This window comes from Aquirufa sp. A-Brett2-15D (assembly GCF_054558735.1).
Window position 1 is genome coordinate 780273 of sequence record NZ_JBSKFT010000001.1, and the last position, 21959, is coordinate 802231.

At 41.5% G+C, this 21959-nt stretch carries 19 protein-coding genes; 11 read left to right on the forward strand and 8 right to left on the reverse strand.

Going from position 1 to position 21959, the window contains the following annotated elements:
- From ACST14_RS03540 to ACST14_RS03560, 5 genes are all read right to left on the reverse strand, one after another.
- Positions 1-1284 (reverse strand): FGGY-family carbohydrate kinase, encoded by a 1284-nt coding sequence (locus tag ACST14_RS03540; RefSeq protein WP_459460623.1) that lies wholly within the window; start codon positions 1282-1284, stop codon positions 1-3.
- Positions 1285-1287: 3 nt separating this feature from the next.
- Positions 1288-2550, reverse strand: coding sequence for a TIM barrel protein (locus tag ACST14_RS03545; RefSeq protein WP_459460625.1), 1263 nt, complete (start codon positions 2548-2550; stop codon positions 1288-1290).
- A complete protein-coding gene (locus tag ACST14_RS03550) occupies positions 2550-4628 on the reverse strand; it encodes a bifunctional aldolase/short-chain dehydrogenase (RefSeq protein ID WP_459460627.1) in 2079 nt (692 codons plus the stop codon). The genes ACST14_RS03545 and ACST14_RS03550 overlap by 1 nt, the downstream gene beginning before the upstream one ends.
- A gap of 161 nt (positions 4629-4789) precedes the next feature.
- Positions 4790-6112, reverse strand: a complete 1323-nt coding sequence (locus tag ACST14_RS03555) for an amidohydrolase (RefSeq protein WP_459460628.1) — start codon at positions 6110-6112, stop codon at positions 4790-4792.
- Between the two features lie 9 nt (positions 6113-6121).
- Positions 6122-7045, reverse strand: a complete 924-nt coding sequence (locus tag ACST14_RS03560) for a sugar phosphate isomerase/epimerase family protein (protein ID WP_459460629.1) — start codon at positions 7043-7045, stop codon at positions 6122-6124.
- A 74-nt stretch (positions 7046-7119) separates the two neighbouring features.
- Here ACST14_RS03560 and ACST14_RS03565 point away from each other — a divergent pair, with 74 nt between their 5' ends.
- Complete coding sequence (locus ACST14_RS03565; protein WP_459460630.1) at positions 7120-8364, forward strand: replication-associated recombination protein A; 1245 nt, start codon at positions 7120-7122, stop codon at positions 8362-8364.
- Here ACST14_RS03565 and ACST14_RS03570 read toward each other — a convergent pair.
- Positions 8339-8992 carry a thiamine diphosphokinase gene (locus tag ACST14_RS03570; protein WP_459460631.1) on the reverse strand — a complete coding sequence of 218 codons (654 nt, stop codon included), beginning with the start codon at positions 8990-8992 and terminating at the stop codon, positions 8339-8341. The genes ACST14_RS03565 and ACST14_RS03570 overlap by 26 nt on opposite strands.
- A 1-nt stretch (position 8993) precedes the next feature.
- Entirely contained in the window at positions 8994-9467 is a 474-nt protein-coding gene (gene moaC, locus ACST14_RS03575) for a cyclic pyranopterin monophosphate synthase MoaC (protein WP_459460632.1), read from the reverse strand.
- An 84-nt stretch (positions 9468-9551) separates the two neighbouring features.
- Between moaC and ACST14_RS03580 the strand changes: the two genes are divergently transcribed.
- From ACST14_RS03580 to ACST14_RS03595, 4 genes are read left to right on the forward strand one after another with little or no spacing between them, the layout of a single operon-like run.
- Positions 9552-10688, forward strand: coding sequence for a molybdopterin molybdotransferase MoeA (locus tag ACST14_RS03580; RefSeq protein ID WP_459460633.1), 1137 nt, complete (start codon positions 9552-9554; stop codon positions 10686-10688).
- Between the two features lie 6 nt (positions 10689-10694).
- On the forward strand, positions 10695-11708 hold the full coding sequence (locus ACST14_RS03585; RefSeq protein WP_459460635.1) for a dipeptide epimerase: 1014 nt from the start codon (positions 10695-10697) through the stop codon (positions 11706-11708).
- Positions 11705-12709, forward strand: a complete 1005-nt coding sequence (locus tag ACST14_RS03590; protein ID WP_459460637.1) for a PLP-dependent aminotransferase family protein — start codon at positions 11705-11707, stop codon at positions 12707-12709. The genes ACST14_RS03585 and ACST14_RS03590 overlap by 4 nt, the downstream gene beginning before the upstream one ends.
- Positions 12702-13928 (forward strand): serine hydrolase, encoded by a 1227-nt coding sequence (locus ACST14_RS03595; protein WP_459460639.1) that lies wholly within the window; start codon positions 12702-12704, stop codon positions 13926-13928. The genes ACST14_RS03590 and ACST14_RS03595 overlap by 8 nt, the downstream gene beginning before the upstream one ends.
- On the opposite strand, the gene lgt is transcribed toward ACST14_RS03595, so the two are convergent.
- Entirely contained in the window at positions 13925-14752 is an 828-nt protein-coding gene (lgt, locus tag ACST14_RS03600; RefSeq protein ID WP_459460641.1) for a prolipoprotein diacylglyceryl transferase, read from the reverse strand. The two genes, ACST14_RS03595 and lgt, sit on opposite strands and share 4 nt — an antisense overlap.
- A gap of 375 nt (positions 14753-15127) precedes the next feature.
- Between lgt and ACST14_RS03605 the strand changes: the two genes are divergently transcribed.
- From ACST14_RS03605 to ACST14_RS03630, 6 genes are all read left to right on the forward strand, one after another.
- The gene (locus tag ACST14_RS03605; RefSeq protein ID WP_459460643.1) at positions 15128-16291 is read left to right on the forward strand and encodes a PepSY-like domain-containing protein; all 1164 of its coding nucleotides are present in this window, start codon (positions 15128-15130) and stop codon (positions 16289-16291) included.
- A gap of 64 nt (positions 16292-16355) precedes the next feature.
- Complete coding sequence (locus tag ACST14_RS03610; RefSeq protein WP_459460645.1) at positions 16356-16928, forward strand: hypothetical protein; 573 nt, start codon at positions 16356-16358, stop codon at positions 16926-16928.
- Between the two features lie 25 nt (positions 16929-16953).
- On the forward strand, positions 16954-17709 hold the full coding sequence (locus ACST14_RS03615) for an NIPSNAP family protein (protein WP_459460647.1): 756 nt from the start codon (positions 16954-16956) through the stop codon (positions 17707-17709).
- Positions 17710-17713: 4 nt separating this feature from the next.
- Positions 17714-20710: a PVC-type heme-binding CxxCH protein gene (locus ACST14_RS03620; RefSeq protein ID WP_459460649.1), complete on the forward strand. Its 2997-nt coding sequence runs from the start codon at positions 17714-17716 to the stop codon at positions 20708-20710.
- Position 20711: 1 nt separating this feature from the next.
- A complete protein-coding gene (locus ACST14_RS03625; protein WP_459460650.1) occupies positions 20712-21605 on the forward strand; it encodes a hydroxypyruvate isomerase family protein in 894 nt (297 codons plus the stop codon).
- A gap of 53 nt (positions 21606-21658) precedes the next feature.
- On the forward strand, positions 21659-21952 hold the full coding sequence (locus ACST14_RS03630) for an autorepressor SdpR family transcription factor (RefSeq protein WP_459460652.1): 294 nt from the start codon (positions 21659-21661) through the stop codon (positions 21950-21952).
- The last annotated feature ends 7 nt before the right edge of the window (positions 21953-21959 follow it).

The window sequence follows — 21959 nt, forward strand, 5'->3', positions numbered from 1 at the left end:
TTAAAATCGTTTCAATTGAATTAAATTCTGAGGTATTTCTCCTTCATATACCAGTAAAGCAGCACCCAAAGCACTGGCTTGTGCGACTTCCGCCGCATAAATTTCAACCGTTGGAAATGCATTTGCTAATAAACGCATGTACCATTCATTTTTACTAAAACCTCCATCCACGAGCAATTGTTTGACCGGCGCATCTTTTAAAAGCAGGTTCAAACTATAGATTTGTTGACTTACCAAATCTACCATGAATTGATCATACGCAGAAGCTAAATCCGGAAAATCATTCAGATTTCGTGCCGCAAACGCGCATTTGAAAGGGGAAGAAACGGAGCCAGATAAAGAAAAAACGCGCTCCGAAAACCGCATATCCAGGAAAGAACCTCCAAAATGACCCTCCATTCGCGCCACTTGCTCGTCATGAAAATGTCCACCAAACAATCTTGAAGCCTTAACAGGTTTGCCATTTGGCTGTAAATAACACAAGACATCGTTCGCTAATTCATCCGCCGTTAAAGGAGATTTATTAAAAGGATGCATCGCGATACACCAGGTGCCGGTCGATAAGAGCACAAATTCATCCTGTCTGCTACGTAAATAAGGCACTAAAGCTGCCGATGAATCGTGCAGACCAAGACCGAAATGTATTCCATCTATTTCTAAGCTAGTCTGTGCAGAAATAGGCGCTAGTTTATCTTCAATAACTGAAACCCAGGGATGATATTGACCTTCGTCGAAATCCCATAAAGCCGTATGACAACCGATAGAAGTAATTTCAGATAAAAGCTTCCCGGTAAAGAGGGACGCTAAATAAGTAGGTAAATGTAAGGCCTTAAAAACCTCCGGCCAAAAAGCACGAAATGTAGACGCATACACCTGTAATCCAGAATTTAAGTTGCCTAAAATAGGCGAAGCGGTCTTTCGAGCAAATTCCCCCTCTCCCCCATAATCTGCATAAGGAAAAGGCGTTGAAACAGGCTTTAAATAATTATATAAAGGAGCCACAGGTTCTCCCATGCGATCGACATAAACAAATGAGGCGCCATAAGCGGAAAAATTTAATCCGATAATCTCAAACTCGGGCATTTGGCAGAGCTCCGTGAAAGTAGATACAATCCATTGTTGCAACGCAGCAAGATCTTCACAAGCAAAGCCATCTTCATCCTGAATCTCCGCAAAATGCTGCTGTTTCTCGAACACAATCTGAAATGCAGTATTCCAGAGAAAAACCTTTTTATTGGTCCTCCCAATGTCAAAAACCGCGATGACAGGTGTTTTACTACTCATAGATTATAATCCAGTAGCCACCGTTTTTGCTCCACGGTCCTTAATTAATTTCTCCCGCATATTTTCTTGACGGAATAGGGCAATTGGATCTAAAGCTCCACCTAATTCCAAGCGTGCTTGTGCTACTAAAGCTCTAACATCCGTACGGAATACGGCTTGTAAAATCTCTTGGCAACGCACCACATCATTTGCTTCACGGGCAGCTTCTAAAGCTTTTCGATCCACTAATAAGGCCTGAGCGTAAGCGATTTGAATCGCCTCCACGGATTGCAATAAATCTTCTAATGGATCTTTTACGTTGTGCGAAGCGTCGATCATCCAGCCTAAATCTTGGGCATGATTCATTCCCTTCGCATCCATCCCATCCACTAATTCATTGAAAATTAAGAATAACTGATAGGGCTTAATCGAACCGGCCGTTAAATCATCATCTCCGTATTTCGAATCGTTGAAGTGGAAACCGCCTAATTTACCCTCCATCAATAAAATAGAAACGATTTGCTCGATGTTCGCATTCGGTAAATGATGTCCTAAGTCCACCAAAGTCTTCGCCTGAGGACCTAATTTATTCACCATCGAATACGACGCACCCCAGTCACCGACGGTGGTCGAATAGAAATTAGGCTCATAAGCTTTGTATTCTAAATACAAAGACCAGTCAGACGGCAAAGCCGCATAAATCTCACGCAAACTATCCACCGTACGCTCATACGCTCGGCGGAAATTCAATTGGCCAGGGAAACAGGATCCATCTGATAACCAAACCGTTAAAGCCTTTGAACCGAGCGAAACCCCCTGCTTAATCACTTCAATGTTATGATCAATCGCTTGTTTCCGAGTCGCCGCAGAAACATGTTGCAAAGATCCAAACTTATATGAATGCACTTGATTTACCTGATCTTGAAAGGTATTTGAATTCACCGCATCAAAGGCTAAACCATGTTGGGCTGCAAGTGAACGAATCGCAGCCGGATCCGTAGGAATATCCCATGGAATATGCAACGAAATCGCCCCAGATGATTGATTTAGGGAATGCAACAAACCTACATCCGCTATTTTTTCTTCCAGATTTCGCGGTTCGCCTCCGCCAGAGAACCGACCGAAACGAGTTCCTCCGGTACCTAATGCCCAAGAAGGAATAGCTATTTGGAAATCCTTTAATTTCTGTACAATCCCTGTAGGTAAGTTCACCTCTGATTTCAAGAAATCTAGGCGGCGATGGTGTCCCGCCAATAAAGCATCATTATGGTTCGAGATATTCATCATTATCTTAAAAATCCTGCGGCTACTCCCCCATCCACGTTCAACGCATTTCCAGTTGACTTATTTAATAAGCCCCCCACGAATGCAAAACACGCATTGGCGATATCATCCGGCAAAATAGATTCATTTAATAGCGTACGTTTCGCATAGTATGCAGGTAATTCAGCCACGGTGATGCCATAGGCTTTCGCGCGACCTTCGGCCCATCCTCCTGCCCAAATATTAGAATCAGTAATCACCGCATCTGGATTCACCGTATTCACACGAATGTGATCTGGACCTAATTCAGCAGCTAATAAACGGGTCATGTGCGCCTGCGCTGCTTTTGCAGAACCGTAACCCACGTTATTAGGTCCCGCCACAAAAGCATTTTTCGAAACTATGTTCACGATATCGCCGCCCAATCCTTGCTTACGCATCACGGCAATCGCCGCCTGTGATACCAAGTATTGACCCTTCACTAAAATATCATATAATTTGTCCCAATCGGCCTGAGTATGCTCTAAGATTCCTTTCGAAATCGAAATACCTGCATTATTAACGATAATATCTACCCCACCAAAATCCAATGCTGCTTGCTTCATCGCCTCCTCAATCGATTCTTGATTAGTCACATCCGCAATCACTGTGGAAACTACGTCCTTGCCGAACAAGCCCACAAATTCCGCTTTAGCCTCCGCTAATCGTTCCGCATTCACGTCATTCAAAATCACGCAAGCACCCTCTTGCGCCATTTTCTTCGCGATGGCCTTTCCAATTCCTCCGCCGGATCCTGTCACGAACGCTATGCGTCCTGACAAAGCTTTTGGCTTCGGCATACGTTGTAATTTCGCTTCTTCTAGCAACCAATACTCGATATTAAAAGCCTCCTGACGTGGCAAGGATGTATAAGAGGAAATAGCCTCCGCGCCACGCATCACATTGATGGCATTGGTATAAAATTCTGAGGCCACGCGAGCGGTTTGTTTGTCTTTGGCAAACGTAAACATCCCCAAACCAGGATATAAAATCACCACTGGATTCGGATCCCGCATCGCCGGAGAATTCGCATGCTTGCAAGAATCATAATACGAGCCATACATGATGCGGTAATCCTCGAACAAAGGCGTCAAAGCCTCCACCGAAACATCCGATCCCAATACCAAGGGCGAAATTTTCGTCCGTAAGAAGTGGTCCGGACACGATGTTCCCAAAGGGGCTAACCGATCTAAATCATTTGAATTAATGAATTGCAACACGCGTTCGTCATCCGAGAAATGTCCCACCATTTGCACATGGGAGGAACAAAATCCACGAAGAACTGGAGCTAGCGCAGCTGCCTTAAAAGCACGTTCCTCTGCAGAAAACGATGACATGCGAGCTCCTCCAAAAACGTTCGCAGTTTTCGATTCAATGTATTCTGCACATTTCTCAATCACCTCTAAGGTATTCAGATAACATGCATAGGACGTATCGCCCCAAGTAAACAAACCATGAGAGCCTAGCATAATTCCACGCAATTGAACACCGCGGGAAGCTGCCTCCTCTAAACAAGTTTTTAATTGCAAGCCTAAATCGAAGCCTGGACGCTGCCAGCCTACCCAACCGATTAATCCACCAAACAAATCATTCGTAATTTTCTCCCCATCTTTAGACGCCGCGATCGCAATCGCCGCATCTGGATGTAAGTGATCAATATGTTTGAAAGGCAAGAAGCCGTGTAATGGCGTATCGATGGATGGGGCTTTGGACGATAAATCAAAAATGCAATGATTAAACAATTCCACCATTTCATCTTCGTGTTCCAAACCTCGGTACACACTAGTCAATGAAAGCAAACGGTCCATATACAATGCCGCGCAACCTGATTTTTTCAAGGTTCCGATATCACCTCCAGAGCCTTTGATCCACATTACTTCCGTCTCAGAACCCGTTAAAGGATCCTTATCCTGTATTTTTACAGAGGTGTTTCCCCCGCCATAATTAGTAATGCGTAAATCCGCTCCTAGAATATTGGAACGGTAGATGAATAAATCGACTTCATTTCCGGCAAGCGCCGCTGCTTTAGCATCATCCCAGAGATACGATACGTGATTGTACATGTTGAATTTATTTTATTTTCTAAACTACAAAGACAAAAGGGCTCAACCGTCCTAGTCTACCTAGGAAAAGTCGAATTATTTTTAATTTTTTTATTACATTTTTTCCAAAGGTTTTGAAAACAAATCATAAAAAAAGAGACGCGATAATCGCGTCTCCTCACTTATTTCTTTTTCTTCGGTTGCGCCATTTCCATGTAGTCTACCACTAAACTGCCTAGGGCTTTAACCCCGACTTGGAATTGTCCTTCATCTAGGTGAAAGTCTGGTGTGTGGTGACCTGCCACTTCGTTCGCCTTTTTATTGTCTGGTCTCGCACCTAAAAAGAAGAAGAACCCAGGAACTTTCTGTTGGAAGAAGGAGAAATCCTCCGCACCTGTGTGTGCAGGAACTGTTCTTACTCGATCTTTACCATTCACACCTTGCAAGGTGGGCAACATTTTCTCAACTAATTCAGGATTGTTGTAAGTCATGGGATATCCTGTTCCAATCGTTACATCCGCTTTTCCACCACCACTTTCAGCAATGTTCGTTGCGATATCTTTGATACGTTGGTGCACTAATTCACGTTGCGCCGTGCCAAAAGTGCGAATGGTACCAATCATATGAGAAGATTCTGGAATGATATTTTGGCGAATACCACTGTGAATCGCACCCACAGTGACAATCGCAGGATCTTCAGTTATATTAACTGAACGAGATACAATGGTTTGCAAACCCATAATGATTTGAGAGGAGATCACAATCGGATCAATTCCGGTCCAAGGACTTGCGCCATGCGCTTGTTTTCCTTTGACCTTAATGTCTAACTGATCCACGGCCGCCATCGTTGCACCTGGCTTGTATTCAATCACCCCATTGTCATTTCCAGCGCCAATATGTAAACCAAATATCACATCCACTTTCGGATTTTCTAACACGCCCTCTTTTACCATTAATTCAGCACCCGCTAGAATTGTCTCGCCTTTGTCATTATAAACACCCTCTTCAGCTGGTTGAAAAATAAACTTCACCGTTCCGGCTAAATTCGCTTTTTCAGACGCCAAAATTTCCGCCACCGCCATTAAAATAGCCACGTGTGAATCATGTCCACAAGCGTGCATGACACCTGTTTTTTGGCCATTAAATTCGGTCACAACTTTAGACTTAAACGGTACATCCACTCGCTCAGTAACAGGTAATCCATCCATGTCTGCGCGTAAAGCTACTACTGGACCAGGTTTCCCTCCTTTGAGAATTCCTACTACTCCGGTATAAGCTACCTTTTCTTGTACCTCAATACCCAAGGAACGTAGATGTGCAGCCACAATTCCGGCGGTGCGAACTTCTTGATTGCCTAGCTCAGGATGTTCGTGAAAATCACGACGCCATGCAATTACCTTGTCTTTCAAGGCATCCGCTTTTTGAGCAATAACAGGTTTTAAAGAGGATTGTGCGTCCACTAAAAAGGGAGCAGCTAATAAAACGATTAAGGCTAGTTTTTTCATTTGTCTTTTTTATTTATATCCCCATCCACGCATCACAGCTAAATCTTGCTTCATGCAATCCAATGGCTTTAATCCTTGGTATGATTCTTGTTCAATAATAAAATGCTTCGTTCCTCCTTCTTTGTCCCCTAATTTAACTAGGGCTTTCACGTCGATTTGGCCGGAACCTTTTCCTAAAACAGTGGATTCGAATTTCTCATGACCCGCAGATGAAGGCACTTCATCTTTTACGTGCATGGATACGAAACGACCTGGGAATTTCTTCATTACATCAGCTGGAACTCCACCGCCATTAATCATATTACCTATGTCTAATTGCTGTGCTACAAGGGTAGGATCCGTATTATTTAACATGATATCGTATAATAATTCACCCTCTAGTTTCTCAGAGAATTCGAAATCATGGTTGTGGTAGCCGAATCGCATGCCCGATTTTAGGCATAACTCCCCTGACTTATTAAAAATATCCATGTATTTCAAAAGCAAGTTTTTATCCTTGCGAATCGCCATATCGATAGATGGACTAATAACTAATTCTTGACCTAAAATAGCCGCATCATCCACGGTATATTTCCAAAGATCGGTAAATTCATTTTTTCCTTCATCCCAATGCTTTTTCCCCATCACGGTGTGACCAGAAGGCATTTTCATCCCTAAATCATCAAGGCGCTTTTTGAATTCTTTAGCCTCCCATCCGTAAAATTTACGGTCGATGTAATTCGCGTGCTCGACATATTTATAACCCATTTCTGCTAAAGCATTCAGGGTCGCTTGCGGATCCCGTTTCATCTCATCTCGAACCGAGTATAACTGAACTCCTACTAATTTTTTGTATTTAACTGCTGCTAGAGCCTGCATGGCAGGGGAAGCAAATGCAATGGCGCCCAGGCCCATGGCCGAATTGCGCAAAAAGGAACGTCTTGAATGATTCATGTATGATAGGTTTATTTAGTTGTTCAAGCTACAAATTCTATTTCTATTTTACAAAAATCCCGTAACTTCGATACATGATGCAGCCCCTCGCAGAACGAATGCGCCCCACTACTTTAGATGAATACATCGGCCAAGAAAAGGTCGTGGGATCTAAAGCACCTCTGCGCAAGGCCATCGAGGCGGGACATTTACCATCTTGTATTCTTTGGGGGCCTCCAGGGGTCGGAAAAACAACATTGGCCACTTTATTATCTGGGGCATTAAAGCGGACGATGTATTCGCTATCAGCTGTGCAATCGGGCGTAAAAGAGGTACGAGAAACACTCGAATTAGCTAAGAAAAATCGAATGTTCGAGGCGCAATCCCCTATTCTTTTCATCGATGAGATTCACCGTTTCTCTAAATCGCAGCAGGATTCCTTATTGAATGCCGTCGAAAAAGGAATCGTCACCTTAGTGGGAGCTACCACAGAAAATCCATCCTTTGAAGTTATCTCAGCCCTTTTATCCCGTTGTCAAGTTTACGTGTTGGAATCTCTTTCGAATGAGCATTTAAGCCAAATGCTCTTGAAAGCAATTGCCACCGATTCTCTATTTGCAAACAAAACCATAACGCTTACCGAAACGGATGCCTTATTTCATTTCTCCGGAGGTGATGGCCGGAAGCTATTAAATCTATTCGAATTATTGATTACCACTGAAGGCGGAAACGAGCTAGAGGTAACGAATGCCTTAGTAACGGAACGATTACAAAAGAATCTAGCCCAATACGACAAGGACGGAGAACAACATTATGATATCATTTCGGCCTTCATTAAATCTATCCGCGGATCGGATCCAGACGCGGCGGTTTATTGGTTAGCGCGGATGTTAGCAGGTGGAGAATCTTTGGAATTTATCGGTCGTCGACTGTTGATTTTAGCTTCGGAAGATATTGGATTAGCGAATCCAAATGCCCTACTATTAGCTCAATCTTGTTTCGATTCGATTCGGGTGATTGGCAATCCAGAATCTCGGATTATTTTATCTCAAACAGTCATTTATCTAGCTACCTCCCCTAAAAGTAATTCGGCCTACACTGCCATCAACAAGGCCATGGCTTATGTAGAACAAACAGGGGATTTACCGGTGCCTTTGCATTTACGCAATGCTCCCACCAGAATGATGAAGGATTTAAATTATGGAGCGGATTATAAATATCCGCATGATTTTCCAGGAAATTGGGTGGAACAGAATTACTTTCCAGAGGTACCTAATCGACCGGTCTTTTATAGTCCCTTAGAGCAGGACAAAATTAATCGTGGCACTCCATCAAAATAAGCGCCCCATCTTCATAGGTAATTTTTACGATTCCATCTTCTCGGGTTTCATTACTTGAACTCGTTTGTATTCCCAGTTTCAAAACCGGATGGTTTAAATCGTATAATAAACCAGACGACTTGACTTGAATTGCCTCACCATAAGGCATCAAAGAAATAGGCGTTTTAGCTGGATACCATTTCTCGAACATAAAGGGCAATAAATAAGACGTTGAATAATTGTCAAAAAACACAATTTTTAGCGAGCGGCCATAGCGAACCATCGAATGAAAATTATTCAAGGTATGATCCATCCGCCTGCCGGAAGCCCAAACGACATTCACTGCCGGATAACCCTCTGCCATCAAGTATTCAAAAGCCTTTTCTAGATCGGTTAAATTTTGATCTGGCGTATGTATTTTTTTCAAAGGATAATCACTGTAATCATTCTCAAGCGCAAGATCAAAATCGCCTAACCAAACATCCACTTTGATCCCTAAAGAAATCACGCGAGCTATAGCTCCGTCCAGCACCACTACCGTAGGGGACCATTCTAATAATTGCTCGAGCATATCCATCGAACACTCCTCCCCATTCGCTATGATGAGCGCGGGTTCCTGTTTGTCTCGAATGATATGGTGTGAGGACATGTTAGGCTTTGAAATCTGATTTACCTCCTGATTTAGAGATCAGTTTGGTTTCTTTAATGGTGATAGCTTTAGATACGGATTTACACATATCGTACACGGTTAATGCAGCTATTGACGCGCCTACTAGCGCCTCCATTTCCACGCCCGTCTTCGCTTCTAATCGACAAATACACGTAATGACGATTTGGTCTGCCTGGACTTCCGTCTCAAATTTGCAGGAGTCTAAACCCAAAGGATGACACAAAGGAATCAAATCAGATGTCTTTTTCGCCGCCATCGTGCCAGCAATTATAGCCGTTTGCAGAATGCTCCCCTTCTTATTTTGCCAGCCTGCTGCCTCAAAATGCTGCACGATTTCTGCTCCTAAAAAAACGATGGATTGTGCCCTTGCTTCACGGACCGTATCCTTTTTTGCACTAACATCCACCATTCCTGGGGTGCCATCCGATTGCAAGTGAGAAAAATCAATAGACATAGCTGATTTGAAATTTAGAAGACAAAAATACGGGAGAATTAGCAAAAAATCGCGAAATTTAACAAATACGATAAAACCCTACACATGATCAGCCCACTTGAAGCGATTGAACTCCTTAAAAACATCACCATCCCATTCCGTACAGAGAAAATGCCTTTGGCTAAAACTTTGGGGATGAACATCGCCGAGAAAATAGTGGCTGATCGCGACTTCCCTCCCTTTGACCGTGTCATGATGGATGGAATCGCTGTGAAAGACATTAGCGCACCCACCTGGAAAATCGAAGGTATTTTATTTGCTGGAGAACCCGTGAAAGCGATTAAAAAGATGGATGGCGCTTTGGAAATCATGACAGGTGCTACGGCTCCTCGAGGTACGGAAGCAATTATCAAGATCGAAGACCTTAAAATTGAAAAAAAGATTGCTAGTTATATAGGGAAGACTCCTCTTGAAAAAGGACAATTCATTCACTTGCAGGGCGCTGATGCGGAAGCTGGAAGCGTTTTAGTAAAGAAAAGAACCAAAATCGGACCGGTCGAAATTGCTATTGCAGCGACGGTCGGAAAAGCACATATTGAAGTGGAATCGAAGCCTCACGTCCATATATTTTCGACTGGGGATGAAATTGTGGGATTACACGAAACTCCCGCTGATCACCAGATTCGTAGTTCTAATGTGATGATGCTGAAGTCGGTTTTATTGTCCAAAGGATTTAAAGCTAATTCAAGTCATTTAACAGATTCTGCGGAGAAAATTAAGTCGAGTATTGATAAAGCCCTCGAATCGAATGATATCATTTTATTATCTGGAGGTGTTTCTGCCGGTAAAAAAGATTTAGTGCCGGGTGTTTTAGCGGAAGCAGGATTCGAAACCGTATTTCATAAAATTTCCCAAAAACCAGGAAAACCTTTACTCGTGGCTACACGTCATGATGGGAAAGTAGTTTTTGCCTTCCCGGGTAATCCGATTTCAACCCTCACTTGTTTCTGGGTTTATTTCCTTCCTTGGGTATCGGGAGAATGGCCTGAATACGCCGTCAAAGAGATTAAATTTTTACCTAAGCCGTCAGCAGAAGTCGATCAGTGGATTCCGGTAGAAAACGGAGAGGTTTTAGCGCACAATGGCTCAAGTGACTTGATTTCTTGGTCGAGAGCGGATGGTTTGGTTTGGCAAAAAGCGGGTGATAAATCAAAAAAAATGCCCTATATTCCACTCAAATAAGCCTGTATGGAACTGAAACTACATACTTTCGATCTGCCACTAAAGCATACTTTCACCATCACGCATGAGTCGAGAGATGTGCAACCCACGTTAATTGTGGAATTGAGTTGGCATGGAAAAAGTGGTTTTGGGGAAGCAACAGAGACGCCCTATTACGGGGTGACGATGGAAAAAATGAAGGCGCAAATTGAGTCGATTATCGATTTGTTGCCACACGATATTTTACCTCATCCGCATGATTTCTGGGCGATGATGTCTAAAAACCTACTAGACGAGCACCCTTTTGCACTTTGTGCGCTGGATGTCGCCTATTGGGACCTGTGGGGAAAAACACATAATAAGCCCTTGTATGAGATTTGGGATTTAGATATATCCAATAACCCCATCACGGACTACACGATCGGGATCGATAAAGTAGAAAAGATGGTGGCCAAAATGCAGGAAACTCCCTTCCCTCTCTATAAAATCAAATTAGGCACAGACGACGATTTAGAAATCGTGGAAGCACTACGCCAGGAAACTAATGCCATTTTCCGGGTCGACGCAAACACAGCTTGGACCCCTGAGCAAACCATCTATTTCGCCCCCGAATTGCAAAAATTAGGAGTCGAGTTCATCGAACAACCCTTGAAAGCAGATAATTGGGACGGAATGAAACGGGTGTACAAGGAATCAACCCTGCCCATTATTGCAGATGAGAGCTGTATTTTAGAGTCCGATGTAGAAAAATGTGCGGGATATTTCCATGGCATTAACATCAAATTGATGAAATGCGGTGGACTCACACCTGCCTTACGGATGATCAAAAAAGCAAGAACTTTAGGCTTGAAAGTAATGGTAGGATGCATGACAGAATCGACCATCGGTTGTTCAGCCATCGCGCACCTATTACCTCTGCTGGATTATGTGGACATGGATGGCTGTTTATTAGTAGATGATACGATATCTAGAGGAATCACCATCGATTATGGCGTTGTTAATTATGCAAAATTACCTGGAACCGGAGCTGAATTAGTATGAGTTATAGTTTGACAGAACATCACATTCCGGGTAGGGAAATTAGTTTTGAAGGATCCAATTACCTTTGGCTGGGAGGAACTAATTACCTGAGTATTGGATCCCATCCCACCTTTAAATCGGCCTTAGCAGAAGGAGTTAAGCAATTTTCCCAAAACTTCGGTAGCTCACGTCGCAATAATCTGCAGTTCACTATTTGGGACGAATTTGAGAAGGCCTTGGCCACTCACTTTGGTGTGGAGTCTGCAGCCTTATGTTCCTCCGGCTTAGCCGCCGCCCAAATCGCCATTCAATATGCACAGCAAAAAGGTTTATCTCTAAACCTTGCACCGCAAGCACATCCAGCCTTATGGAGACACCCCTATTTGCCTTTCGCAGGAACTTATGCAAAGTGGATTTCTAGCCATCGAACAGGTCAAATTTTAGCCTCTGACGGAATTGGATCCCCTTGGATTAACACCTTTGACTTTTCTTTTGCGGCGAAGATGGATCCCGCTAATTTTCTCATCGTAGACGAATCTCATCGGGCCGGAATACAAGACATACATATTTCATGTTCAGGTCATTTATTGCAAACGGTATCGCTTTCGAAGGCCTTTGGCATTCCTGCAGGTGTGATTTTAGGTTCCGCTCAAGACATGGAAGAAATTAAGAAAGACCCCTTTTGGGTGGGTTCTTCACCACCTAATCCAGCATTTTGTTATGCCGGAATACATTCGATGAAAGCTTATGAGGAACTTAGTCGGAAAAGCTCTTTATTAGCGCAACGTTTTGCGGCTAATTTACGGGGATTAGAGGTTGCCATCACTTATGAAGCGGGATATCCTGCCTTCTGCTCTAAGGCTCCAGGCCTATTCGAGCACCTAAAAACGGCAGACATCTTAGTGAACCATTTTGCCTATCCAGATATTACTGCACCGCCCGTTTGCCGGGCCATTTTGCCGGCATGCCTCACCCTAGCCGATATTGATAAAATCACTGCAGCCATTTTAAGCTATGCGTAAATTATTATTTTTAATGCTGATCAGCCTGAGTGCATTCGCTCAAAAACCTGCCAATATCCTGGAGCAACTGCTTTTATCCCATCCGGAAAAATTCAAAAAATTAACGGATAATCCGGAAAAATACCGCCTTCAAATCCTCTATACTCAGATTGATCGGGATACGAAAAATAAGCCTCATCTAACTACCTATTCCTACCGTTCTGATTCGGCAGAATATTTTTACCCGGCCAGTACGGTAAAACTAGCGGCGAGTGTTTTAGCCTTAGAAAAATTGAATGCCCTAAAAATAGACAAGTCATCTACTCTTCAAACCTTAAAAAATAGACCCTCGCAATTGGAAATCTTGCGTGATTCAAGTGCTGCCTCAGGTTTACCGAGCGTGGAACACTACATCAAAAAGATATTATTAGTATCAGATAATGAAGCATACAATCGTCTGTATGAATTTTTAGGCCAAAAATCCTTCAACGAAACGATGCGCTCCAAAGGCTTCGAAGGAGTTCGCCTCACCCACCGCCTCCAAACGCCCCTTCCTCGACTTGAAAATCAGTATACAAACCCCATAACTTTACTAAATGCCTCCGAAAAAATCCTTTATAAGCAAGCGGAAGCATTTAATGACAAACCCTATAGTTCCGACTCCCCTATTTTAATAGGAAAAGGGACGATGAGCGATGCGGGTGTGGTAGAAGATCATCCTTTAGACTTCAGCTTAAAAAACGCTTATCCATTACAAGCACAGCACCTGTTTTTACAACGATTAATGCTTCCAGAAGCCTTTTCAACAAAAGAACGATTCCTACTAAATCCAGCCGATTACGAATTCCTTTACCGCTACATGTCCATGTACCCGACAGAATCGAAGGACCCAGCTTACAAAGATGAATTTGCCACTTATTGCAAATTCCTGTATTATGGTTCGGAGAAAAATGCGGTATTAAACCCCAATATTCGAATATTTAACAAAGTGGGGGACGCGTATGGGTTCTTATTAGACAATGCCTATGTAGTCGACTTCGAAAAAAAGCTAGAGTTTATCGTAACAGCTGTGATGCTTTGCAATGAAGACGAAATCTTCAATGATGAGAAATATGACTATGATACAATCGGATTTCCTTTCTACAAAAACCTAGGGCAGGTCATTTATGATTACGAGGAAAAACGTCCTAAAAAGAATCTCCCTAATCTTGATCACCTAAAATTCGACTATAAGAACTAAGCTTTTCTTTTTGCGTACAAAAGAACACCCAAGCCAAAAAGGACCGCAGGAATAGAAAGAATTTGACCCATATTCAAAGCTAAACCATTCTCAAATGAACTCTGGTTTTCTTTCAGAAACTCATAGAAAAAGCGCAGAGTAAACACGAAAATCATAAAAATACCAGTCATTACACCCTCTTGTGTCTTTTCTTTTTTTAAATTCCACAGATATAGTAAAATGAAAAACAAAAGCAGGCAAGACAATGCCTCATACAACTGAGATGGATGACGAGGCAACACAAAAGCGGCTAAACCACTCGGATTAAACTCTAAATCACGTAAAAACTTAAAACCCCAAGGCATATCAGTCGGTTTTCCGATGATTTCTGAGTTCATTAAATTGCCAAAACGAATAAAGAACCCCGCTAAAGCAGCAACGATGACTATCCGATCCGTGACGTATAAATACGATTGGCCTACATTTTTCTTCGTGTACAAATAAAAGGCTATAAATAGCCCAATCGCAGCACCGTGAGAGGCTAAACCTGAAAATGGAGGGGTAATCATTTGGACAAAAAACCGAACAGGGTCAGCCATCAGTAAGGGAAATTCATAAAAGAAGTAGTGCCCCATTCTGGCTCCTACCACCGTGCCCACCATGGTATAAAGTAATAATTGATCAGCTTGCTCGACGGGCCTCCCCTCTTTTTTGAAGATATAGCTCACAACCTGAAAACCGGATAAAAAGGCTAAAGCAAAACACAATCCATACCAACGGATTGAAAAACCCAACAGGGTAATAATCGTAGGATCAGCATTCCACTCAATAAATAATAAGTTCATATAGCTCAAGTATTTGAACCAAAATTAAACATTATTTCTTTGAGTTTTTCACAAATACTTGGATAGTCTTTTTAATAAACTTCGCGGGATATAAGCGATGAGGGAAGCCTAAAGATAAGGCCTGAAAGCTGCAGAAAATAACTAAGAAAAAGATTAGGATACGTTTTTTCATGTGGTTTGATGAATAGAATGCAAATATACAATCAATTTAGTACTTTGCAATACAAGGTACTATAATTTATCAAATAACTGATAATTTCGTAGACTAGATGCGCCAATTCGTCGATTGGTTGCACTTGTTCTTCTATTTTTAAAATCTATACTATATTATTGCATTGTAATTACCGTTTGATAACCGAATCAAATCTTAAAAACATGAAAACTAAAATTTCCCTACTTGCCCTGGCTTCCGTTCTTGCATTTAGTGCATGTACTACTGATCAAAATGTAGACCCGCAAAACATGGAAGCCCTTGCTCCGCAAGATGTTCCTGTTTTAGTGACTCAGGCCGTTAATACGGTTTATCCTAAAGCAATGACTATCGATTATTCTTCCTTACAAACCAATGCCATCTATGTAGCTAATGTAACTACAGCTGCAATGGAAGCACAAGTGGTTGTTTCAAACAAAGGAATCATAAAAGAAGAGGCCATTAAAATTGCAAAAACGGACTTGCCCGCTGCTGTTTTGACCTACCTAGATACTAATTTTCCTGCTGCAACTATTGAGCATGCCTCGAAAAAAACGAAAGGCGATAAATTAGGATACCGTGTGGAACTTGTTTTCAACAAAGAGCACTATTCTGTTTTCTTTGATGCGACAGGAGCCTTCTTACATCAAATTACTGGTATGCAAGGAAAACCAGGTAAAAAAGGTCCAGCACCTGCGGCTACTGAAATTGCACTAGCTGATCTACCTGCAGCTGTAAAATCTGCCATTTCAGTTTATACATTCAAAAGAGCGATATTAGTTAAAGACCCTAAAGGAGTCGAAATCTACCATATTCGTGTTGAAAAAGTAGGTGTACCTTATGATTTAGCCATTGATGCATCTGGAAAGATTTTAAAATCAAAAGAGGTGAATACTAAGGCTCCTAACTTCACTAAAATTGAATTGAAAACCTTACCGGCAGGATTAACTGCCTTCTTAAATGCAAATGCAGCAGGATTCACTTTGGACTATGCCGTTGCTATTTCGAAGGATTCCGTTATTGTAGAATACCACGTGGGAGTTACGATAGGTACTACAAAAAAAGAGTTTCACTTAGATGCAAAATTCCAACCTGTAGCTAATTCGCACTCAAAATCGGGCCATAATCCTCCTTCTCTAACAATTAAAGAGCTTAAATTAACTGATTTAACTGCAGCCATTACATCCTATTTAACTACAAACTATGTTGGTTGGGTACTTGTAAAAGGGACGATTGCATTTAGAGATTCAACCATTATGCACTTCCATGTAGTGATTGAAGTCTCGTCTAAAAAATACCTACTTGAATTCGAAGGAAATGGCGCATTTAAAAAGGCCATCGCTTTATAAGATTATATTATTTGAGGTTCTGAAAAAGGCTTGCGTTTGCAGGCCTTTTTTATTTAATTAGAGTATGCAAAACATTGAACCATCGTTCCAATGGGAATCCATTTACAACGCCGCACGAGATAAAAAGTCCCCTTTTTTTGGAAGACATTATTCAGAAACTACCTATGAAAATGATATTTATGGCTATTATATTCATCCACTTTGGGATGATATAGGGTCAGAGACCCTGTTTTGTAAGATCCTTTACACAGACTACAGCGCTAAATACACGATTATTGAATTGTTTGGAGAGTGGAATGATACACTTCATAACGATGTCATGCATTTAAAGCGGACACTTGTAGATCATTTCGTTGATGCAGGAATCAAACATTTTATATTAGTAGGTGAAAATGTCTTGAATTTTCACGGATCGTGGGAAGATGATTATTATGCTGAATGGTTTGAAGATGTGGAAGATGGCTGGATTGCAGCGATGCATTTTGCGCCATTTGTGGAGGAGGAATGGGCCAAATATAAGCTTGATTATTACCTTAATTTTGGCGGAAATTTACAAATTCCTAATTGGAGAACTTTAAAACCGGAAATGATCTTTTTTATGATTGATAAACTACTGAAAAGACGATTAAATCCGTAAATTCGTACAAACCTAAAATAAACCTATGAAAAAATTATTCTTTTTGACCTTGCTTTGCGCAGGTCTATTCAATTTTGCTGTGGAAGCAAAAAAAGCTGACAATCGTTATTTTGAAATGCGCATCTACTATTGCCACCCAGGCAGATTAGACGCTTTAATTGAAAGATTCACGAATCATACGACGAAAATCTTTGAAAAGCATGGCATGACAAATGTGGGTTATTGGGTACCCACTAACAATACAGAAAATACTCTTTACTACATTTTAGCCTATCCATCTAAAGCTGCGCGCGATTCCTCTTGGAAGCATTTTAGCAGTGATCCAGAATGGAAAATTGTGTCTAAAAAGTCAGAAGAAACAGGGAAAATTGTGGCTAAAGTAAAAAGCGTTTTCATGAATGCAACTGATTTTAGCCCTAAAATTAAGCCTTCAGGAAGCGCTATCAATCAAAGCTTCGAGTTGCGTACTTATACGCAATTACCAGGCAGAAACCCAGCTATATTAGCTCGATTCAGAAATCATACAATGAAGATTTTTAAGTCGCATGACATTAAAAACATCGCCTACTTTATGACGGTAGAAAAAGATTCGACCATTCAAAGTAAATTAGTTTACTTAGTAGCTCATTCATCTGAAGAAGCAGCGAAGGCTAATTGGTCTGCTTTTGGTAATGATCCGAAATGGAAACAGGCATCTACTGACTCGGAAAAAGATGGCAAGATTATCGAGAAAATCGAGTCCGTGTTTATGACCCCTACTTCCTTCTCAACTATTCGATAATACGATGAAAATAGCCAAAAATGCTCCGCTCCTATTCCTAGGTGGGATGATTAGTCTTGTTAGCTTAGGAATTCCTAAATTGATTCAGACCAAGAAATTAATAGCTGATTCTGTTCAATTAAAGGTAGCCACACTTCAAGTTCCGGATGGTTTAGAAGTGAAGCCTTTCGCTTCAGAACCGATGCTTATTAATCCCACTAATATTGACGTGGATTCTAAAGGACGCGTTTGGGTATTAGAAGCGTATAATTATCGTCCAGGAATTAATGGGAATCCAACTAATCCACAAGGGGATCGGATTTTGATATTAGAGGATACAAACGGCGATGGTCTGGCGGATTCTCGTAAAGTATTTTATCAATCCCCTGAAATTAATGCCCCTTTAGGTATAGCCGTTTTAGATTCGATGGTGATTGTATCCCAAAGTCCGTATATCTGGAAAATGTTCGATGATAATCGGGATGGAAAAGCAGATCGCAAGGAAGTAATGTTCTCCGGAATTGGAGGGGATCAGCATGATCATGGGGCGCATGCCTTTACTTTTGGACCTGATGGAAAACTTTATTTTAATCTAGGGAACGAAGGAAAGCAATTATTAGATGGGAAAGGCAATCCTGTTTTAGATCAAGATGGGGATGCGATAGGTCCCAAAAAATACCGCCAGGGAATGGTTTTCCGTTGTAACCTAGACGGAAGTCAAGTGGAGGTTTTAGGACATAATTTCAGAAATAATTATGAGGTGGCTGTGGACTCTTATGGGGGACTTTGGCAATCAGATAATGATGATGATGGCAACAAAGGAGTTCGAATTAATGCCGTTTTCGAGCATGGAAACTATGGTTACGTGGATGAAATGACCGGCGAAGGATGGAATGTAAATCGAACCAATATTGAAAAAGAGATTCCTTTGCGCCACTGGCATTTGAATGATCCGGGAGTTATGCCTAATTTATTACAAACCGGTGCAGGCTCTCCTACAGGAATGATTATTTATGAAGGCAATTTACTGCCCACAGTGTTTCAAAATAAAATGATTCACACGGATGCGGGTCCCAATGTAGTACGTTCTTATGCGACAACACCTTGGGGGGCCGGATACGAAGCGCGTATTAATAACCTAATTTCCTCTAGAGATCAATGGTTTAGACCGGCAGATGTCGCGGCCGCTCCAGATGGTTCACTTTTTGTAGCTGACTGGTATGATCCAGGTGTGGGTGGACACCAAGCAGGCGATCAAGCCAAAGGGCGTATTTACCGAATCGCACCTAAAGGTCATGCCTACAAAACAGCTGCCATGGATTTAAGCACTCCAGAATCAGCCTTCAAGGCTTTAGAAAATCCTAATTTAGAAACTCGCTTTCTCGCTTTTCAGGCTTTGAAAAAAATGGGTTCGAGAGCAGATGCTGTTCTTGAAAAGAACTTCTACACGAACGAAAATCCTCGTTTTAGGGCCAGGGCTTTTTGGGTATTAAACCAAGGACCTCGGTCGAATGAATTTATTCAAAAAGCCTACGAGCAGTCTAATCCGAGCCTTAAAATGATGGCGATTCGAGCTGCCAAGCAGAAGCCTTTTGCAGAATGGGCTTCACTAGCTACAAATGCTGCAAAAGATCAGCATGCCTCTGTCAGAAGAGAATTAGCGATTGCCTTGCGGCATCTTTCAGGGGATGAAGTGAATAAACTATGGGCTACTTTAGCCATGCGCCATAATGGACAAGATCGTTGGTATTTAGAAGCATTAGGCATTGGTGCAGATGGTAATTGGGACGAGCGATTTGAGGCTTATATGACTTTAAAGCCAGAGAATTCAAAAGGATATGCAGATATGGTGTGGAGAGCACGTACAGAAAAAGCTCTTCCAGCACTCATCGATATTATTGGAAATACGAAATCGCTAGCTTATTTCCGCGCTTTGGATTTTATGCCTGGGGAGAAAAAATCGGAGGCCTTATTTGGTCTAATTAGTGGAAAATTTGCGTCAGATATAACTTTACAAATTGAGGCTGTTCGCCATGTTAAACCTGACTACATTGCCAGTCATCCGGAAGCTAAACAAGTTCTATCTAGTTTATTAAAGCAAATAAACGGCAAGCAATTCCTTGAATTGGTGGATTATTATCAATTAAAGGAGGAAAGCTCCCGCGTTCTAGGTATGATCATTTCTGGGAATGAAAAGACGAAAGCGGGACAAGTTTTATACAATTTAGCCGGAGGAGCTGAACTCATTCGGTCGACATTCTTATCAGCCAAAGAAACAGAGCAATTAGCCCTTATTGAGTCGCTGCGTTACCAAGGAAAATCAGAATCTGCGCAATTATTATTTGAAGCAACTTCGAATCCTAAATTTAACAAAACTGTTCAGATGCAAGCTGCCCGCGTGATAGGAAATGCCTATCCTACAGAAGAATTTGTCTTAGATTTATTAGATAAAAAGAAATTCACATCCGCTTATGTTCCTTTAGTGGTAGAAAGCCTTCAAAAGGCTTGGAGAAAGTCCATTCGCACTAGAGCAAATAGTTATTTAGACAAACATCAAATTGAAACTAAGAAATCACATCCAGCGATGGCCGAATTAGTTAAGATGTCAGGGGATGCCGTGAAAGGTAAAATAGCCTACTCTAATTCCTGCGCCATGTGCCACTTAGTAAATAATGAGGGGATTGATTTTGGACCAAAGCTAAGCGAAATAGGCACCAAGTTATCTAAAGAAGGAATGTACATGTCGGTATTGCATCCGAATGCGGGCATTGGTTTTGGCTATGAGACTTTCGAGGTAAAAACTAAATCAGGGGATACGTTTCAAGGATTAGTTGTTTCTAAAAACGAAACCGATATCGTCTTACGCATTCCAGGAGGAATGGTGAAAAACTTCAAAACATCCGCTTTAAAATCAGTCAAGCAATTACCAGAATCACTCATGCCTGAGGGTTTAGCCGATGGTATGAGTACAACAGAATTAGTTAATTTAATGGAATATTTATTCACTTTAAAGAAAAAATAAGATGAATCGTCGTGATTTTGCCTCCATTTTAGGCGCAAGTTTATTGATTCCTTCCCTTTCAAAAGGATCTAGCATTGCACGTGAGAAGCCATTTGAATTGAATTACGCTCCGCATTTTGGTATGTTTAAAAACCACGCTGGGCCGTCTGAATTAGATCAACTGCAGTTTATGTATGACCAAGGATTTACTGCCTTAGAAGACAATGAGCTCATGGGAAGACCGGTAGCGCTGCAAGAAAAGATCGGAGAAAAATTAGCTAAGCTAAACATGAAGATGGGTGTTTTCGTCATCAAATTCGATGGATTTTTTGACAAGCAAACCATGACCACTGGTAAGAAAGAGTGGACCGATTTATTCCTTGACTCTTGCCGAAAAGCGGTGGACACCTCTAAGCGAGTAAATGCGAAATGGGCCACGGTAGTTCCGGGTAATTTCACTAGAGATCTACCGATAGGCATACAAACAGGCCATGTCATCGATAACTTAAAACGTGCGGCAGAAATCTTAGAGCCTGCGGGCTTAACGATGGTTCTAGAACCATTAAGCGACAACTCTGACTTATTTTTACGCTATTCTGATCAGACATATAGCCTTTGCAGAGCAGTAGGTTCCCCTTCTTGCAAAATTCTATTTGACATGTATCACATGCAAAGAAATGAAGGAAATATCATTGCAAACATGGATAAATGCTGGGATGAAATCGCCTATCTACAAATAGGGGACAATCCGGGCCGTAAAGAACCCACTACAGGAGAGGTAAATTACCAAAATATTTTCAGACACTTAAAACAAAAAGGATTTACCGGTGTTTTAGGCATGGAACACGGAAATTCTAAACCTGGAAAAGAAGGAGAAATAGCTTTAATTGAAGCGTACCGCAAATCAGATATCTAATTATTTGCTTTTGTCAAAATTAATTTAGACATTCGCTTAATTATCTAATTAAGATGGACGCAAAATTCAAAGCAATAAACGACCCTACCCGGAGAGAAATATTGCAATACTTAGTGAATGGCCCACAAAATGCAGGAAAAATTGCCTCTCAGTTTGATATGAGCAAACCTAGCATTTCGCATCACTTGGATCTGCTTAAACAAGCAAAACTAATCCAAGCCGATAAAAAAGGGCAATTTATTGAATACAAACTAGACAAAACTGGCTTTGAAGTAATTCATGGCTGGTTTCAGTCCTTCTCTAAATACTTTGAATTCCCTAAGCCTAAAATTAGAATTGAAATTTAATCTCTTT

Bases quoted from the DNA above. Each gene is read 5' to 3' on its own strand.
- ACST14_RS03555 (WP_459460628.1), bottom strand. From the start codon at position 6,112: ATGAAAAAACTAGCCTTAATCGTTTTATTAGCTGCTCCCTTTTTAGTG.
- ACST14_RS03585 (WP_459460635.1), top strand. From the start codon at position 10,695: ATGGAACTGAAACTACATACTTTCGATCTGCCACTAAAGCATACTTTC.
- ACST14_RS03580 (WP_459460633.1), top strand. From the start codon at position 9,552: ATGATCAGCCCACTTGAAGCGATTGAACTCCTTAAAAACATCACCATC.
- ACST14_RS03620 (WP_459460649.1), top strand. From the start codon at position 17,714: ATGAAAATAGCCAAAAATGCTCCGCTCCTATTCCTAGGTGGGATGATT.
- ACST14_RS03565 (WP_459460630.1), top strand. From the start codon at position 7,120: ATGATGCAGCCCCTCGCAGAACGAATGCGCCCCACTACTTTAGATGAA.
- ACST14_RS03630 (WP_459460652.1), top strand. From the start codon at position 21,659: ATGGACGCAAAATTCAAAGCAATAAACGACCCTACCCGGAGAGAAATA.
- moaC (WP_459460632.1), bottom strand. From the start codon at position 9,467: ATGTCTATTGATTTTTCTCACTTGCAATCGGATGGCACCCCAGGAATG.
- ACST14_RS03545 (WP_459460625.1), bottom strand. From the start codon at position 2,550: ATGATGAATATCTCGAACCATAATGATGCTTTATTGGCGGGACACCAT.
- ACST14_RS03625 (WP_459460650.1), top strand. From the start codon at position 20,712: ATGAATCGTCGTGATTTTGCCTCCATTTTAGGCGCAAGTTTATTGATT.
- ACST14_RS03540 (WP_459460623.1), bottom strand. From the start codon at position 1,284: ATGAGTAGTAAAACACCTGTCATCGCGGTTTTTGACATTGGGAGGACC.
- ACST14_RS03610 (WP_459460645.1), top strand. From the start codon at position 16,356: ATGCAAAACATTGAACCATCGTTCCAATGGGAATCCATTTACAACGCC.
- ACST14_RS03605 (WP_459460643.1), top strand. From the start codon at position 15,128: ATGAAAACTAAAATTTCCCTACTTGCCCTGGCTTCCGTTCTTGCATTT.
- ACST14_RS03570 (WP_459460631.1), bottom strand. From the start codon at position 8,992: ATGTCCTCACACCATATCATTCGAGACAAACAGGAACCCGCGCTCATC.
- ACST14_RS03590 (WP_459460637.1), top strand. From the start codon at position 11,705: ATGAGTTATAGTTTGACAGAACATCACATTCCGGGTAGGGAAATTAGT.
- lgt (WP_459460641.1), bottom strand. From the start codon at position 14,752: ATGAACTTATTATTTATTGAGTGGAATGCTGATCCTACGATTATTACC.
- ACST14_RS03595 (WP_459460639.1), top strand. From the start codon at position 12,702: ATGCGTAAATTATTATTTTTAATGCTGATCAGCCTGAGTGCATTCGCT.
- ACST14_RS03550 (WP_459460627.1), bottom strand. From the start codon at position 4,628: ATGTACAATCACGTATCGTATCTCTGGGATGATGCTAAAGCAGCGGCG.
- ACST14_RS03615 (WP_459460647.1), top strand. From the start codon at position 16,954: ATGAAAAAATTATTCTTTTTGACCTTGCTTTGCGCAGGTCTATTCAAT.
- ACST14_RS03560 (WP_459460629.1), bottom strand. From the start codon at position 7,045: ATGAATCATTCAAGACGTTCCTTTTTGCGCAATTCGGCCATGGGCCTG.